General features: G+C 46.0%; 11 protein-coding genes and 1 pseudogene. 10 read left to right on the plus strand and 2 right to left on the minus strand.

Annotated features, from left to right (window positions below; translation table 11 throughout):
- Nucleotides 1-13 precede the first annotated feature (13 nt).
- From FKN93_RS00960 to FKN93_RS00970, 3 genes and pseudogenes are all read left to right on the plus strand, one after another.
- Nucleotides 14-1,780, plus strand: a complete 1,767-nt coding sequence (locus tag FKN93_RS00960) for a protein-disulfide reductase DsbD (protein WP_170904279.1) — start codon at nucleotides 14-16, stop codon at nucleotides 1,778-1,780.
- Nucleotides 1,781-2,194: 414 nt separating this feature from the next.
- A pseudogene (pulA, locus tag FKN93_RS00965) lies at nucleotides 2,195-5,756 on the plus strand (pullulanase-type alpha-1,6-glucosidase).
- Between the two features lie 186 nt (nucleotides 5,757-5,942).
- Nucleotides 5,943-6,572, plus strand: a complete 630-nt coding sequence (locus FKN93_RS00970) for a response regulator transcription factor (protein ID WP_154169939.1) — start codon at nucleotides 5,943-5,945, stop codon at nucleotides 6,570-6,572.
- 71 nt (nucleotides 6,573-6,643) lie between these two features.
- Here the strand turns inward: FKN93_RS00970 and FKN93_RS00975 are convergent, their stop codons facing one another.
- Nucleotides 6,644-8,383 carry a potassium/proton antiporter gene (locus FKN93_RS00975; protein ID WP_154169937.1) on the minus strand — a complete coding sequence of 580 codons (1,740 nt, stop codon included), beginning with the start codon at nucleotides 8,381-8,383 and terminating at the stop codon, nucleotides 6,644-6,646.
- A gap of 348 nt (nucleotides 8,384-8,731) precedes the next feature.
- Here FKN93_RS00975 and FKN93_RS00980 point away from each other — a divergent pair, with 348 nt between their 5' ends.
- The 3 genes from FKN93_RS00980 (at nucleotide 8,732) to FKN93_RS00990 (ending at nucleotide 11,412) form a co-directional block, all read left to right on the plus strand.
- Nucleotides 8,732-8,992, plus strand: coding sequence for a DUF4212 domain-containing protein (locus FKN93_RS00980; protein WP_154169935.1), 261 nt, complete (start codon nucleotides 8,732-8,734; stop codon nucleotides 8,990-8,992).
- Between the two features lie 5 nt (nucleotides 8,993-8,997).
- Nucleotides 8,998-10,779, plus strand: coding sequence for a sodium:solute symporter family protein (locus tag FKN93_RS00985; RefSeq protein WP_004394410.1), 1,782 nt, complete (start codon nucleotides 8,998-9,000; stop codon nucleotides 10,777-10,779).
- A gap of 111 nt (nucleotides 10,780-10,890) precedes the next feature.
- On the plus strand, nucleotides 10,891-11,412 hold the full coding sequence (locus FKN93_RS00990; RefSeq protein WP_170904280.1) for a hypothetical protein: 522 nt from the start codon (nucleotides 10,891-10,893) through the stop codon (nucleotides 11,410-11,412).
- A 127-nt stretch (nucleotides 11,413-11,539) separates the two neighbouring features.
- Here the strand turns inward: FKN93_RS00990 and FKN93_RS00995 are convergent, their stop codons facing one another.
- Nucleotides 11,540-12,211 (minus strand): 7-cyano-7-deazaguanine/7-aminomethyl-7-deazaguanine transporter, encoded by a 672-nt coding sequence (locus FKN93_RS00995; RefSeq protein WP_004394408.1) that lies wholly within the window; start codon nucleotides 12,209-12,211, stop codon nucleotides 11,540-11,542.
- Nucleotides 12,212-12,606: 395 nt separating this feature from the next.
- Here FKN93_RS00995 and gmk point away from each other — a divergent pair, with 395 nt between their 5' ends.
- The 4 genes from gmk (at nucleotide 12,607) to trmH (ending at nucleotide 16,604) form a co-directional block, all read left to right on the plus strand.
- A complete protein-coding gene (gene gmk / locus FKN93_RS01000) occupies nucleotides 12,607-13,230 on the plus strand; it encodes a guanylate kinase (protein WP_040903908.1) in 624 nt (207 codons plus the stop codon).
- 156 nt (nucleotides 13,231-13,386) lie between these two features.
- The gene (gene rpoZ / locus FKN93_RS01005; RefSeq protein WP_004394406.1) at nucleotides 13,387-13,659 is read left to right on the plus strand and encodes a DNA-directed RNA polymerase subunit omega; all 273 of its coding nucleotides are present in this window, start codon (nucleotides 13,387-13,389) and stop codon (nucleotides 13,657-13,659) included.
- Between the two features lie 38 nt (nucleotides 13,660-13,697).
- Complete coding sequence (gene spoT, locus FKN93_RS01010) at nucleotides 13,698-15,818, plus strand: bifunctional GTP diphosphokinase/guanosine-3',5'-bis pyrophosphate 3'-pyrophosphohydrolase (RefSeq protein WP_115152787.1); 2,121 nt, start codon at nucleotides 13,698-13,700, stop codon at nucleotides 15,816-15,818.
- Between the two features lie 99 nt (nucleotides 15,819-15,917).
- Nucleotides 15,918-16,604, plus strand: a complete 687-nt coding sequence (gene trmH / locus FKN93_RS01015; protein WP_004394404.1) for a tRNA (guanosine(18)-2'-O)-methyltransferase TrmH — start codon at nucleotides 15,918-15,920, stop codon at nucleotides 16,602-16,604.
- The last annotated feature ends 54 nt before the right edge of the window (nucleotides 16,605-16,658 follow it).

Below are 16,658 nucleotides of genomic sequence, written 5' to 3' on the forward strand. Positions count from 1 at the left end.
GGATATTGTAGTGATGATGCGTCTATTTATTTCTCTTTTACTGCTGCTGAGTACGGCAATCAGTACGCCGGCATTGGCCACATTGACCGTTAATCCCTCATTTGAGTTAAACGGAGCATCGCGCTTTGCTCCGGTCGATCAAGCCTTTCCGCTGTCTTTTTTCCAACAAGCTGATCAACTATTTTTAGATTGGCAGATCAAGCCAGGGTACTATTTATATCAAAGTAGCCTAACCATTGAGGCTAAAAACGCCCAGTTGGCCGATTACGTGTTGCCGCAAGCACAGCCGTATCATGATGAATTTTTTGGCGATGTGATGATTTATGATACGCCACTGTCGATAAACGTATCACTGAACAATGCCCAATCTGGTGCTACATTGACCGTGCGCTATCAAGGCTGCGCCGCCGCAGGTTTTTGTTACCCACCTGAAACTCGGGTTATTGATCTGGAACCCGTCATCGCCCAAGCATCCAGCGAATCTATCTCTAGCTCAACCGTTAACGAAACCAACCTTGCCACTTCACAACAAGATTCTTTAGCGAATCGATTAGCCCACAGTGCTTGGACTCCGCTACTGTTTTTATTACTCGGTATTGGCTTGGCTTTTACCCCATGCGTATTACCCATGTACCCAATTTTAACCAGTATCGTACTTGGTGGCGGAGCTATCTCACAACGCCGCGCATTGCTGCTAAGTGTGGTCTATGTGCAAGGGATGGCGTTGACCTACACCTTATTGGGTTTAGTGGTAGCTTCTGCGGGTTTACAATTTCAAGCCGCTTTGCAGCACCCTTATGTCCTGATGACATTGAGTGTCTTATTTGTCGCCTTAGCGTTATCGATGTTTGGTTTATACAGTTTGCAACTGCCAAGTAGCGTGCAAACTTGGCTAAGTAGCTTAAGTCAACGCCAACAAGGTGGACGGCTTGGCGGCGTGTTTATGATGGGCGCAATTTCGGGTTTAGTCTGCTCTCCTTGCACCACAGCTCCTTTATCGGGAGCCTTGCTCTACGTGGCACAAAGTGGTGATTTGGTCACGGGGGGCGTCGCGCTCTACGCATTGGCCTTAGGCATGGGAATTCCCTTAATCGCTGTCGCCGTATTCGGTAACCAGTTATTGCCGAAAGCAGGGGATTGGATGAATCGCATCAAGATCTTGTTTGGTTTTGTTCTGCTCGCCGCACCCATTTTCCTACTGGAGAGAATGATCCCTAGCTTATGGAGCACGGTCCTATGGTCGGCGTTAGGACTAAGCGCATTCGGTTGGCTCTATCATGCAAAAAACAGCTTACCTTTTGCAGGTTGGAAACAAAGCCTGATAGGGATCATCGCTATCCTCGGCTTATTATTCTCTGCTCAACCACTGCTGAGTTATTGGCTGAATCCTAATCATTACAACGCTCAGCAAGCTAACATTCAGTTTCAACCGATTAAAACCGTCGAGCAGCTTAATCAAGCTTTGCTCGACGCTAAAGCAGCCGGAAAACCGGTGATGCTCGATTTTTACGCTGACTGGTGTGTCGCGTGTAAAGAATTTGAGCGTTATACCTTTCACCAGCCCACCGTTGAAGCGCAGCTAAAAAACTTTGTATTACTGCAAGTGGATGTCACCCGCAGTGAGCCGGAAGATTTTGAACTCTTACAGCATCTACAAGTACTTGGTTTGCCGACTATCGATTTCTGGGATGGACAAGGAAACCGACTACCTCAAGCGCGTATTACCGGCTTTATGGCCGAACATCCTTTTCTTGCTCACCTAGAAAAGTTTCAACGCTAATCGGCTTGGCAGATAAATCATCGTTGATTTATCTGCCATCTTTATTTCCCTAATTAAATATCTCTCCCTTTTTTGTGATACCACACGCCGTTTACGATAATCATAACCAGAGAGCAACTTTCAACATCCAAGCATTTCCTTGGCCAATAAGACTATTGCTGTAAATTTTCTTCAGCTCATCCCCCTTGCTTATCCTGCAAAGTGTGCGCTTATCGAACGCCATTCAACCTACCAAACGTGATAATGGTTCGTAGACGGTGATTTTTATCGCTCTAAAAAATCTTTACCGCGGTAGCTCACATTTTGTAGAGGTTACTTATCCCTAGCATATCCAGTGAACTCATAACCTCACTAATTCTATGAAATTTTTAATTAATTTTTTATAGATTAGATAGAAAACTAGGGACTTAGAACGTGAACAAACCTAACTTTTCGGCATTAAGTAAAGCCATACTGCCCATTTTGGCAGGCGGCTTACTGGTCGGTTGTAACTCGTCATCGGATGATAATATCGCCGCAGAAGCACAAACGGTCACCGTTTTTTATAAAGCTGACCCCACATTACGCAGTCAAACTAGCGATAACGATCTTTATCAGGGGCTCACTCTCCACGTATGGAACGATAACCATTGTCGAGCCTATGCAGGAAGCAATACCGAGTGGAACAATAGTCTCGTTCCTAATGGGATTGATGCCACCTTCGGAGCTTACTGGCACCTACCCTACAGGCAAGATGCTTCGCAATGCATCAATATGATCCCTCACTTTGGTAACGATAAACCACTGGGTGAACTTGATACGAAAATTGACTTAACCCAACTAGGGGAAAATGCCAGCGTCTATACTCAACAAGGAGTAGCTGCCGTTTACCCTGAGTTAATTGCTAGAAGTCACTTAAAACAAGATACATTACGTATTTACCTTAATAGCCAAGATGGTGACGAAAGCGATTTTACACTACATGTTTGGAACGCCGGCGAATGCAGCAGTTACGATGCCGGAGACACAAGCTGGCCGGGACTCCGCCCTTCTGGATTCAGTCCAACCTATGGCGCTTATTGGGACTTACCCATCAACAACAATGGTGATTGTATAAACCTTATCGCCAATACTAACGGCAATGGCGATTATCAAACCGATAACTTAAAGTTTGAGTTTGCTCAACAAGGGGTGATTGGAGCGATTGGGATGCTATTTAAAGGCACCAATAAAGTCTTTTATCAACCATTAGCACGCTTGCCACAAGGCCAAGTGGATGTCATCGGTGCCAGTGCTATATTTGCTGACGCTAAGACTTTGTTAGTCGGCAATAAAGAGGCAACCTCAGTAACACTCTATCATTCAGCGCAAGGTGAGCTCAGTTTTGATTCCGCCAATAAATCGGTAACTGGTTTTGATAGCAAGTTCACCTCTAAGCTTAGAGCCGCCCATGATTGGACATCAGATAAACCACATCTCAAAGATGACTTTGTTGGTTTTAGTTTTGACTATAGCGAAGAGCAATTGAAACAATTAGTCAAAGGTCAGCTCTGGTTAGTCGCCAGTGATAATCAAGGAGTAATTCAAGTCACAGAAGTGCAACCCGCCAGTGCCTTAGATGCTCTCTATGCCGATGAGGCTGTCAAGTTGCCATACGGCGCACTAACGAATGGCAATACAACCACTTTCCGTCTCTGGGCGCCAACCGCTCAATCCGTCAAGCTGCTCCCTTATGGTGCTGATAAAAAAGCCCAAACGCCTATAAAAATGGAATTTGATGCTAAATCCGGCAGTTGGTCAGTAGAAGACACCAACCTCAAGCATGGCGATTTTTATCGCTATCAAGTAACGGTTTATCATCCAGCCACGGATAAAGTGGAAAGCTATGAAGTTACGGACCCGTATTCACTTAGCTTGGCGATGAACTCACAATATAGCCAAGTGGTGGATCTCTATCATCCTGACCTTAAACCTGCCGGTTGGGATGACTTAAAAGCGCCTCATCCGCAAGCTAACCCTGCTCAGTTTGTGCTTTATGAAGCCCATGTGCGCGATTTCTCCGCTTTAGATGACAGCACACCGAAAGCCCACCGTGGTAAATATACGGCTTTTGCTCAGCCAGACACCGTACCGGTTAAGCATTTAAAGGCGTTAGTGGACTCAGGCGTTACTCACCTGCACCTATTACCTGTGTTTGATATTGCTACCATTAATGAAGACCCAACCAAAGTAGCCGATATTGATCAGCCATTTAGCAAACTGTGTCAATTACAGCCCGCGGTGCAAAAACGATCGTGATTTTGGTAGTTATTGTAGCGGTAACATGACCATTTCGGCAGTATTCCATCAGTTAAAAGGCGATGACCATAAACAAAACCCTGTGGTGCAACGCCTCAATGGCTTTGTGCGCGATGTCGATAGCTTTAACTGGGGGTATGATCCTTTCCACTTTACCGTTCCCGAAGGCTCATACTCAACCAACCCTGATGGCACAACGCGCATTAAAGAGTTCCGTCAGATGGTGATGGCGGTGAAACGAGACATTGGTATGAACATGGTTATGGATGTTGCCTATAACCACACCAATGAAGCTGGCGTCTCAGATAAGTCGGTACTCGATAAAATTGTCCCTTGGTATTACCAGCGCTTGAACGAGTTTTCTGGTCAAGTAGAAACCTCTACCTGCTGCTCGAATACCGCGCCAGAAAATCGGATGTTTGCGAAATTAATTGATGATTCGATTTATACCTGGACCAAAGCATACAAAATTGATGCCTTCCGTTGGGATTTAATGGGCCATCATCCACTTACGCAAATTGTCCATACGTTAGAAGTGGCACGAGAGGTCAACCCTGATGTCTACTTCTATGGTGAAGGTTGGAACTTTGGTGAAGTGGCCAATGATCGCCAATTCAAGCAAGCCAGCCAAGCTAACTTAGCCGGTACGGGGATAGGTTCATTCTCGGATCGCCTACGGGATGCTGTGCGTGGCGGCGGCCCCTTTGATAGTCAAGATTATCTACGTAGTAACCAAGGCTTTGGTAATGGCATCTATGTTCTGCCCAATGATCTAGCGGTAAGCGATAACCGTGCCACCGCACTACATTTGGCGGATACTGTACGGGTCGGTATGGCCGGTAACTTAAAAGATTTTAAATTTACCGATAGCAAAGACCAGTTAATTAAGGGATCTGAACTCGATTACAACGGCCAGCCCACAGGCTATGCGCAAGATGCTTGGGAAATCCAGAACTACGTTTCCAAACATGATAATCAAACCTTATGGGACAATAACCAGTTCAAGATTGCCTATACCGTTACAAGCGATGAGCGCGTGCGCATGCAGGCGGTGAGCTTATCGACGGCGATATTAGGTCAAGGGGTGCCGTTTATTCATATGGGCAGTGAGATTTTGCGTTCTAAATCGATGCAGCGTGACTCTTACGACTCTGGTGATTGGTATAACCGCGTCGATTTCACCATGGACACTCACAACTGGAATATCGGCTTACCTCGTGAAGATAAAGATGGCGAGAACTGGAAGATAATTGAAGACGTGATAACCGGAGCAGGCACTAACGCTCAGCCAGATAAAGCGCAGAAAGAAGCCATGTTGAATTACTTCCATGAGCTGGTTCAATTGCGCGCTTCATCTGGTCTATTCACTCTGGGTAAAGGGCAAACCATTATCGATAGAGTTCAATTCCACAACACAGGCAGCGAGCAAATTGCTGGTGTGATTGTCATGAGCATGGATAATAGCGGTGAGCGTTTTGATGGTGCGATTGATGCCGAGCGCCAAGGTTTGGTAGTGGTAATTAACGCCTCACCAGAACCTTTAGCAAACTTTGCCAACTTTGACGCTACTGGCTATCAGCAGCATAGCATTCAGCAAAACGCTGGCGCGAACTCGATTGGTGCGGGAGCCAATGTCAATAACGGTAAGTTATCGGTTCCGGCTTGGTCTGTGGCGGTATTTGAGAAACCAGCCAACTAATAGGCTAAAAAAGAAGCTCGTAAACGAAGCGTATCATTCAGCGTCAAGTGCTTACCCATTTGACGCTTTTTTCATTGAGCACAATAAAAAGGCGATACAGTTCAGACTTTTAGTTCATCGCCATTGTGACTATCAACAAACAAGACAATAATTTCTGTAACTAAATGTTCAAAAGTAATTAACGTCATGGATTCGACCTACACCATTATTATCGCTGATGATCACCCATTGTTTCGTAATGCGCTGTTTCAATCCGTGCATATGGCGATCAGCGGGGCTCATTTGCTTGAAGCAGATTCATTAGACGCTTTATTGAGCTTATTAAGCCAGCAAGCGGATGTTGACCTACTGCTGCTCGACCTGAAAATGCCCGGAGCCAATGGCATGTCGGGCTTGATTCAATTGCGCGCGCTTTACCCTGAGTTGCCCATCGTGGTTATTTCTGCCAGTGACGAATCAGCGATAGTCTCTCAAGTCAAACATCATGGTGCGTTTGGTTTTATTCCTAAATCGAGCGATATGCGCAGCTTGATCAGCGCCCTTAATCAGGTACTCAATGGCGAACCTTATTTCCCCGCAGGATTAGCGGATATGCCTAATCAAGGCAATGATTTAGCCGAGAAAATAGCCACCCTCACCCCTCAACAATACAAAGTGCTCGGTATGCTATCGGATGGTTTACTCAACAAACAAATTGCCTACGAACTCAATGTCTCCGAAGCCACCATCAAAGCGCATATGACGGCCATTTTTCGCAAGCTCAACGTTACGAATCGCACCCAGGCCGTCATTTTACTGAAGCAATTAGATAACTAAGCCAGTGATAAAATAGCCCCTTGCTACTGGAAGCCGCTGGGGTGTTGGCGACGGCTCACATAACTAGGCAGTTAATTTTCAGCTAAGCTCTCTTCTGGCGGTAACCGCAGGCCAACTTTAGTCACTTGCCAATCGACCACATCCGCGACTACCCACTGCAAACCGTACCATTCAAAATAGTCCCCCAATACAGGGCTGTTACCTAACTGCTCAGCAACCAGCTCTTTCAACGTCAGACTTGCCGATTGCTCACCTAAATCTAAACCGTACAACAAGGCGACATCGACCAACTTGGTATTAATGTCCAAGAAAAAATCACCAAAAAAGCGAGCTAACGAGGCTTTTTCTGGCGCTTCGCTAAACAATTGGCTTAAGGCTGGAAGATCCCTCTCTTGTCCTAACACACAAAGCGTATCTGCTTCTTGTAATGTTGTGCTCCCAGATGGGTGAAGCAGTTGTTGATCGCGAAACACTGCGACTATTCGAGTACCTTTAGGCATAAACAAGTTACGTAGCGGTTCACCGATACACCATTTATCTTCTTTGAGTCGATAGACAAACAGCTCCCACTGACTGGCAGGAAAAGCTTCGATACCAGTACGATAAATCGGCTCGGGTTTTGGGGGCAGTTCCACTTTAGCCAAACTCATCGCTTGAGTTAGTGAGCCTCCCTGCACGATTAGGGAGACCATAACCACGAAAAATGCGAGATTAAAATACAACTGCGCGTCTGGTAATCCGGCCATCATCGGAAATACCGCCAAAATAATCGGCACCGCACCGCGTAAGCCAACCCAAGAAACAAACCACTTTTCACGCGCAGTAAAACTTTTAAAGGGCAGTAAGCTTATCCACACCGACAACGGACGCGCAAAGACGATCATCCCAAACGCTAAAGCTAATCCTGGTAAAGCAATATCCAGTAAATTAGAAGGAGTGACTAATAACCCTAGCACCAAGAACATGCCAATTTGAGCCAACCACGTCATACCATCCAACACGTTTAAAATTGACTGGCGACCACGAGTTGGACGGTTACCGAGCAGTAAACCGACTAAGTAAATCGACAAAATACCGCTACCACCTAAAGCATTGGACAAAGCGAAAATGATTAAGCCACCACTGACGGTTAAAATCGAATATAGCCCCTCTGGAAGTTGAGTATGATTAATCAACTTCCACAATAGCCAACCTCCGATCAAGCCCATCAACGCACCAACACCAAATTGCTGAACAAAACTCAGCGCTAAAAATCCAGCACTTAAATCTAGGCCTTGATTACCCAATACAGCAATCAGAGTCACAGTAAGAAATATCGCCATTGGATCGTTGGTGCCCGATTCAATCTCCAGTGTCGCCCCTACCCGTTCATTTAGGCTGCGACCTTTAAGTAACGAGAAAACGGCCGCCGCATCCGTAGAACCAACAATGGCACCGACTAAGATCCCTTGTAATAAACTCAGGTCAAAGAGCCACATGGCCATCAAGCCTGTCAGCATGGTGGTAATCGCCACCCCAAAAGTGGCTAAGGAGATCGACGGCCACAGAGCAACACGGAAGGTCGCCACCCGAGTGCGCATCCCACCATCGAGCAAAATGATCGCTAACGCTAAGTTACTGACTAAATACGCTAAAGGGTAATTATCAAAGACAATTCCCCCTAAACCATCTTCCCCAGCCAACATTCCGACCGCAAGAAAAACCAATAAAATCGGAATGCCTAATTTGGATGATACGGGACTGAGCAACACACTTAATGCAATCAGTAATGCTCCAATCAGAAAAAAACTATTAATGGTAACTGCGTCCACGTATCCTCCTATCATCGATTAATGATATCGCCCTAAGCCATTGTCTCTGGGCTATATTGTGCACTATTTTATGTCACAATAGCGAAAATTTTATGTAAACAAATGACGATTTAGACAAAATAGATCCAGCAAAGACGCCTCACTGAGCGAATAGCGCTTATTATACCTTTGGCTAATATCTTCGCTCTACTCACTAAAAAAACCGCTAAAAACAAAAATAAACCATTATAAATCAAGCAAATAAAACAGCCCCCATCACGACTAAAGTTGCACAGATCGCCAGCATAAAGCCTGCTAACCTTCAAGAGTAACAATAATTTAACATTACAGGGAAGAAGGGACACAACTATGGCTGATCATGACAACAACGCCGCTGCTTACTGGAGCGCTAACCTGCGCTACATAACAATTAGCCTGATCGTTTGGGCCTTAGTATCTTATGGATTTGCAATCTTGCTGCGCCCGATGCTCGCTGGCATTCATATTGGCGGGACGGATCTGGGCTTCTGGTTTGCACAACAAGGTTCAATTATTACCTTTATCGCGATCATTTTTATCTATGCATGGAAAATGAACAAGTTAGATAAAAAATTTGGTGTAGAGGAGTAATTTTCATGAGTCAATTTGCAATCAACTTACTGTTTGTTGGTGCCTCTTTTGCACTCTACATCGGTATCGCCATTTGGGCCCGCGCTGGGTCAACGAAAGAGTTTTACGTCGCCGGTGGTGGCGTTAATCCGATTACTAACGGTATGGCAACCGCCGCCGACTGGATGTCTGCTGCTTCATTTATCTCGATGGCGGGTTTGCTGGCTGCCGGTGGTTATGCCAACTCTTCTTTCTTAATGGGCTGGACGGGAGGGTATGTCCTTTTAGCCATGCTGTTAGCACCCTACCTACGTAAATTCGGTAAATTTACCGTGCCTGATTTTATCGGTGATCGCTTTTACAGCAAAGGCGCTCGTATCACGGCAGTTGTTTGTTTAATTATCATGTCCGTGACCTATGTTATCGGTCAAATGACCGGCGCAGGTGTCGCTTTCTCCCGCTTCCTAGAAGTCAGCTCTTCTACGGGGATCTGGATCGCTGCTGCTGTGGTATTTATTTACGCCGTATTCGGCGGTATGAAAGGCATTACTTACACCCAAGTTGCTCAATATGTAGTGTTAATTATTGCCTATACCATTCCTGCGGTTTTTATTTCATTACAGCTAACCAATAATCCGATTCCTATGTTCGGTATGTTTAGTACTCACACTGAATCAGGCCTACCACTGCTGGTGAAATTAAACGAAATTGTCAGTGAACTTGGCTTCCAAGATTACACCGCTGACGTCAGTAATAAACTGAATATGGTACTGTTTACCTTATCATTAATGATAGGTACGGCAGGCTTACCACACGTTATTATCCGTTTCTTCACGGTACCGAAAGTGGCGGATGCACGTTGGTCGGCTGGCTGGACCTTAGTGTTTATCGCCCTACTGTATTTAACTGCTCCAGCGGTTGCCTCTATGGCACGTTTAAACCTATTAACCACCCTTTATCCTGATGGTCCTAGTGCGCCTGCGCTTAATTACGCAGAACGTCCTGACTGGATTCAAACTTGGGAGCAAACTGGCTTAATCCGCTGGGATGATAAAAACAATGATGGCCGAATCCAAATGTACAACGACACTCCTGCTTTTGCTGAAAAAGCGGCAGAGCGCGGCTGGGCTGGCAATGAGTTAACGGTAAATAATGATATCTTAGTATTAGCCAACCCTGAGATTGCCAATTTACCAAGTTGGGTTATCGGCTTAATCGCCGCCGGTGGTATTGCCGCTGCATTATCAACCGCCGCAGGCTTGTTACTAGCCATCTCATCAGCCATTAGTCATGACTTAATCAAAAATATTATTAATCCACGCATCAGTGAAAAAGGAGAAATGTTAGCCGCTCGGATCTCCATGGCCGGTGCTATCTTGCTGGCTACCTATCTAGGGCTCAATCCGCCCGGGTTTGCTGCGCAGGTGGTAGCCCTTGCCTTTGGTATCGCAGCAGCAACCTTATTCCCAGCATTGATGATGGGGATATTCTCTAAGCGTATTAACAGCGCTGGTGCCATTGCCGGTATGCTAACAGGTTTAATTGTGACTCTACTCTATATCTTTACTTATTTAGGTTGGTTCTTTATCCCGGGCACGAATATGCTGCCCAATACACCGGATAACTGGCTATTTGGCTCATTCGGTTATGGTATTTCACCGCTATCATTCGGTGCTGTGGGTGCCATGATTAACTTTGCTGTTGCCTTTGCGGTATCCGCGGTTACCGCGCCACCACCAAAAGAAATCCAGGACTTGGTAGAAAGCGTTCGTTATCCAAAAGGCGCTGGTGTTGCGATTGACCATTAATCAATCGCAACCAAGGTGACAAGATTAACATCAACTCACCACTGTACACTCGGGCTTTCAACTGAAAGCCCGAATTTTTAGCAAGACACTATGTTTGAGTAGGATGACCGTATGTTTTGGGAATTAATTGCCACCTTTTCCGCTGGTTTAGGCGCCGCAGGCATCGCCTTGTTATTGAGAGCGATCACCCTGAAAAAACTACCTAATTGGATTATTCCGGTATTTGCCGGAGCTGGCATGTTGGGTTTTCAGATTTACTCAGAATACACCTGGTTTAGCCATCAACGCAGTCTATTACCTGCTGGCGTTGAAGTGATACGCACAGCGCAAGAAAGTTCAGGCTGGCGACCTTGGAGTTATCTTTACCCACAAACACTGCGCTTTGTTGCCGCTGATATTAATAATGCCAGCGTTAATCAACGCTACTCTGCATTAGTTCTGGTTGACTTATATTTTTTTGAACGACGAATGCATGCCAGACGCGTACATCAAGTCGTGGATTGTGAGGCCGGTGCCCGCGCAGATTTTAGCGAAGATTTACAGATCCCTGCGACAGAAGAAAACTTAACAGCCGGTTGGTACAAGCTAGCAGCCGATGATCGATTATTGCTTTTATTGTGTCAGCGAAACTAACCCAACGTTAAAAATAAGCTTAGTGATTATCAGCGTTTTGCTGTCTCGAGTAAGGCATGACTGGCTAACATTAAACGGTCCGTCGCTTTAAGTGCAATTCAGCCCAGCATTATGCTGGGCTGATTATTCATATCTTGATCGGCTTACCTGACGTTTCGGGTTTAACCAAGGTCAATTTATTAATTAAATAATTCAGTAGCACCCCATACATCGGAACAAATAGACCTAAGCTGATCAAGAGCTTCAAACCATAATCGACCAAAGCAATCTCAGTCCAATGCTCAGCCATGAACGGATCTGGACTTTGGTAAAAAGCAATTGCAAAAAAGGCTACTGTATCCAGTGCATTACCGAATAGGGTTGACGCGGTTGGCGCTACCCACCATTGTTTCATCTGTCTTAGGCGATTAAAGACATGCACATCTAAGATCTGCCCCAGCAAATAAGCCATAAAACTCGCTACCGCAATACGCGCAACAAACAAGTTAAATTCACTGAGTGGTGTGAAACCTTGGAACTGGCCTTCAAAGAAAATCACCGATAACAAATAGGAAACCGCAAGCGCAGGAAGCATCACCCAAAAGATGATTCTACGCGCTAAACCAGCACCAAAAATACGTACCGTTAAATCGGTGGCAAGGAAGATAAAAGGAAACGTAAACGCGCCCCACGTGGTGTGAAAACCAAACAGTGTGAACGGTAGTTGAACAAGGTAATTACTTGACGCAATAATCACCAAATGAAATAACACTAAATACACCAGCGCTTTGCGCAACTGAGCAGGAGTAAACGGACTCATATTGGACCTTTTTAGTTTGGTTTGGGGGCGAGGGAACCCAAAGGGAAGCCGCAGCTTCAGTTAATAATGTTACTTAATCGAACAACAATTGCTGAATTAAGGGCGGCGATTATACGCAAACAGGATAAGCTCGCAAGGGTTACTTATTAAGCAATCGTTATCTTCAATAAGAAATTTTTCTGTACACAGATTAGCCTATCGAGATAGCCACAGCTTTTACTTGAGCCGATCCGCTGGATCATGCTACTCTTCGCGTCCATTTTTCTGACCGAAATTGCCACTTTCTAAACGGCATTACACTGGGTCAGTGCTAGTCTTAAGATAAAACTAGCGTTAATTTACAATGATAAAATAGCGTTTCTCTCATCTTCCAACTCAAACGTGGAACCGAATAAATGGGCAAAGGTACTCTGTATATTGTCTCTGCACCTAGTGGCGCAGGAAAATCTAGCCTAATTGCAGGACTATTGGAACGAAACCCAACCTATGCGATGAAGGTTTCCGTCTCACATACCACTCGTGGAATGCGGCCTGGAGAGCAAGATGGCGTGCATTATCACTTTGTGCAAAAAGAACAATTTGAAGCACTGATTGAGCAAGGTGAATTCCTCGAATACGCCGAAGTGTTCGGGAATTACTACGGAACCTCGCGAGTCTGGATCGAAGATACGCTAGAGAAAGGCATTGATGTTTTCCTAGATATTGATTGGCAAGGCGCGCAACAAATTCGCCAGCAAATGCCTCACGCAAAAAGCGTATTTATTCTACCGCCATCCAAAGAAGAGCTGGAGCGCCGGTTGAATACACGTGGACAAGACAGCGTAGCCGTGATTGCTAAACGTATGAGCGAAGCTCGCTCTGAGATCTCTCACTATTGTGAATACGACTATGTGATCGTCAATGACGACTTCGATGTCGCTTTGATGGACTTTAAAGCCATCTTACGCGCAGAAAGATTAAAGCAAGATAAACAAGCCGCTAAATATCAATCGATGATCGCGGCTTTATTGGCGGAATAACCCCGCCTTGTCCACCAACGAAAGTCGCCATCACTAACACGGCTGACTTGCGTTGGATGACGATGTAATTTGGGCATCGCCTGTCGCTAGTATCTGTTAGCGTTAGGCTGTATACTTTACAATCAACCCTATTTTAGTTAACTATTTGGAGTTCTCATGGCACGCGTAACTGTTCAAGACGCTGTTGAAAAAGTTGGCAACCGTTTCGACTTAGTTCTGATTGCGGCTCGCCGCGCTCGTCAAATTCAAACGGGCGGTAAAGACGCTCTAGTGCCGGAAGAGAACGATAAGACCACGGTTATCGCTCTACGCGAAATCGAAGAAGGTCTGATCACGAAAGATGTACTTGATAATCGTGAGCGTCAAGAGCAACAAGAGCAAGAAGCAGCAGAATTAGCCGCGGTAAGCAGCATCGTTCATAACCGCTAATTCTGTATCAGCAAGGATTCAACTGACGGGCCTGAAATTTGTATCTATTCGATAGCCTCAAAAGTGTTGTCCAAGAATATCTCACAGAGCCTCAAATAGAGGCTCTGCGCCAATCTTACCTAGTGGCAAGAGATGCTCATGAAGGGCAAACCCGCTCAAGCGGGGAACCGTATATTATCCACCCTGTTGCAGTGGCTCGAATCCTAGCAGAAATGCGTTTGGATTTAGAAACACTGCAAGCGGCCTTGCTGCACGATGTTATCGAAGATACCTCTGCCACTAAAGCACAACTAGAAGCCCAATTTGGGAGCGCTGTCGCCGAACTGGTCGATGGTGTGTCTAAACTGGATAAACTCAAGTTTCGCGATCGTAAAGAAGCCCAAGCGGAAAATTTTCGCAAAATGGTGCTAGCGATGGTGCAAGACATTCGAGTCATCTTGATCAAACTCTCTGACCGTACGCACAACATGCGTACGCTCGGTGCGTTGCGTCCCGATAAAAAACGGCGAATTGCCCGTGAAACATTAGAGATCTATGCCCCTCTCGCTCACCGCTTAGGTATCCATAATATTAAAACCGAGCTCGAAGAGCTCGGTTTTGAAGCCTTATATCCGAATCGCTTTCGGGTCCTCAAAGAAGTGGTCAAAGCGGCTCGTGGTAATCGCAAAGAGATGATTCAACGCATCCATAGTGAAATTGAAGATCGCTTACGAGAAGTCAACCTCTCAGCGCGAGTGGTTGGCCGAGAGAAAAATCTTTATTCCATCTATAACAAGATGAAGACTAAAGAACAGCGCTTTCACACCATTATGGATATCTACGCCTTTCGAGTGATTGTCGATTCGGCCGATACCTGTTATCGCGTATTGGGCCAAGTCCATAGCCTATATAAACCACGCCCAGGGCGAGTGAAAGATTACATCGCGGTCCCTAAAGCCAACGGCTATCAATCGTTACATACCTCCATGGTCGGCCCACATGGCGTCCCTGTCGAAGTGCAAATTCGCACCGAAGATATGGATCAAATGGCCGACAAAGGGGTTGCCGCTCATTGGTCTTATAAAGCTAATGGCGAACGAGGAGGCACCACGGCGCAAGTCAAAGCCCAGCGTTGGATGCAAAGTTTACTTGAGCTACAACAAAGCGCGGGTAACTCGTTTGAATTTATTGAAAACGTAAAATCGGATCTCTTCCCCGATGAAATCTACGTCTTTACTCCCAAAGGGCGCATCGTGGAACTGCCGATGGGCGCTACCGCGGTCGATTTTGCTTACGCGGTTCATACTGATGTGGGTAATACTTGCGTGGGTTCACGAGTCGATCGCAACCCTTACCCGCTGAGCAAACCACTTAAAAATGGTCAAACCGTTGAGATTATCAGTGCGCCCGGCGCAAGACCAAACGCCGCTTGGCTCAACTATGTGGTGACCTCTCGGGCGCGAACTAAAATTCGCCAAGTGCTGAAAACCATGCGCCGCGAAGAGTCAATCACCTTAGGTCGCCGACTGCTCAACCACGCCCTCGGTGAGCGCTCACTGGCCGACATCAGCCCAGAAAATTTTGCCCATGTATTAAGTGAACTTAAAATCGCTAACGAGCAAGATTTACTCGCCGCGATTGGTTTGGGTGAACTAATGAGTATCGTCATCGCACGTCGCTTACTGGGCAATGCCGATGAGCTCAACGAAACAGAAAACCCTGACGGTTCGGCGAAGAAAAAATTGCCTATCCGCGGCGCAGAAGGCATTTTATTAACCTTCGCTAATTGCTGCCATCCAATCCCTGATGATTCGATCATTGCTCATGTTTCTCCGGGACGCGGCTTGGTTGTACACCGTGAAACCTGTCCAAATGTACGCGGCTACCAACGAGAGCCCGATAAATACATGGCGGTGGAATGGACCAAAGATTACGACCAAGACTTTATCGCTGAACTGACGGTGGATATGCACAATCGTCAAGGTGCGCTGGCCGATTTAACCAATGTTATTTCCAATACCGGTTCAAACATTCACGGCCTCTCTACCGAAGAGCGCGATGGCCGTTTGTATACCGTGACGGTACTGTTAAGCACCAAAGACCGAGTCCACTTAGCGGGGATCATGCGAAAAATCCGCGTGATGCCAAACGCCTTAAAAGTGCGGCGTAGAAAGTACTAACCCATTAACGCACAGAAAGCCCTGAATCAGGGCTTTTTTATTAGCAATAGACTGACTAAGAAAAGGTGTGCAGCACAACGCGAGCACATAAATAGATTTATGAATTTAGAACGTTATCAACGCATTCAAGATGTGCTTAAAGCCCGTCAAACCGATTTAACCGTCTGTTTGGAAGAAGTCCACAAACCGAATAATGTCTCTGCAGTGATCCGCACCGCCGATGCGGTTGGGTTACACCAAATTCATGCTGTATGGCCAAACGAACAAATGCGCACCTTAAGCCACACATCGGCAGGAGCGCGCAATTGGGTTGAAGTCCAGACTCACAACAGCACGCTAGAGGCCGTCAGTCACTTAAAAGAGACCGGCATGCAAATATTGGTGACCAATTTATCCGAGCACGCTATCGATTTTCGAGCGATTGATTACACCCAACCCACCGCCATCATTTTCGGCAGTGAAAAGTCAGGCATCTCGCCACAGGCCTTACAATTGGCCGATCATGATATTGTTATTCCCATGGTGGGTATGGTTCAATCCTTGAATGTTTCGGTGGCTAGTGCGCTGATCTTATATGAAGCGCAGCGCCAGCGTCAGCAAGCTGGGATGTATGACCGCGAACAAAGCGCCCTATCCCAAGCAACAATTCAGCGTATTTTGTTTGAACGCGGTCATCCGGTTTTGGCTAAAGTCGCCAAACGTAAAGGACTGGCATACCCATTATTGGACGATCAAGGGCAGATCATCGCTGATAAAAAATGGTGGGACGCGATGCAGCGCGCATAATTTAACTGTACAAATACACAGCTCAATGATTGAATAACACGTACCATTTCTGAT

The sequence above is a fragment of the Vibrio sp. A8-1 genome (genome assembly GCF_013048685.1).
Classification (GTDB): domain Bacteria; phylum Pseudomonadota; class Gammaproteobacteria; order Enterobacterales; family Vibrionaceae; genus Vibrio; species Vibrio metschnikovii.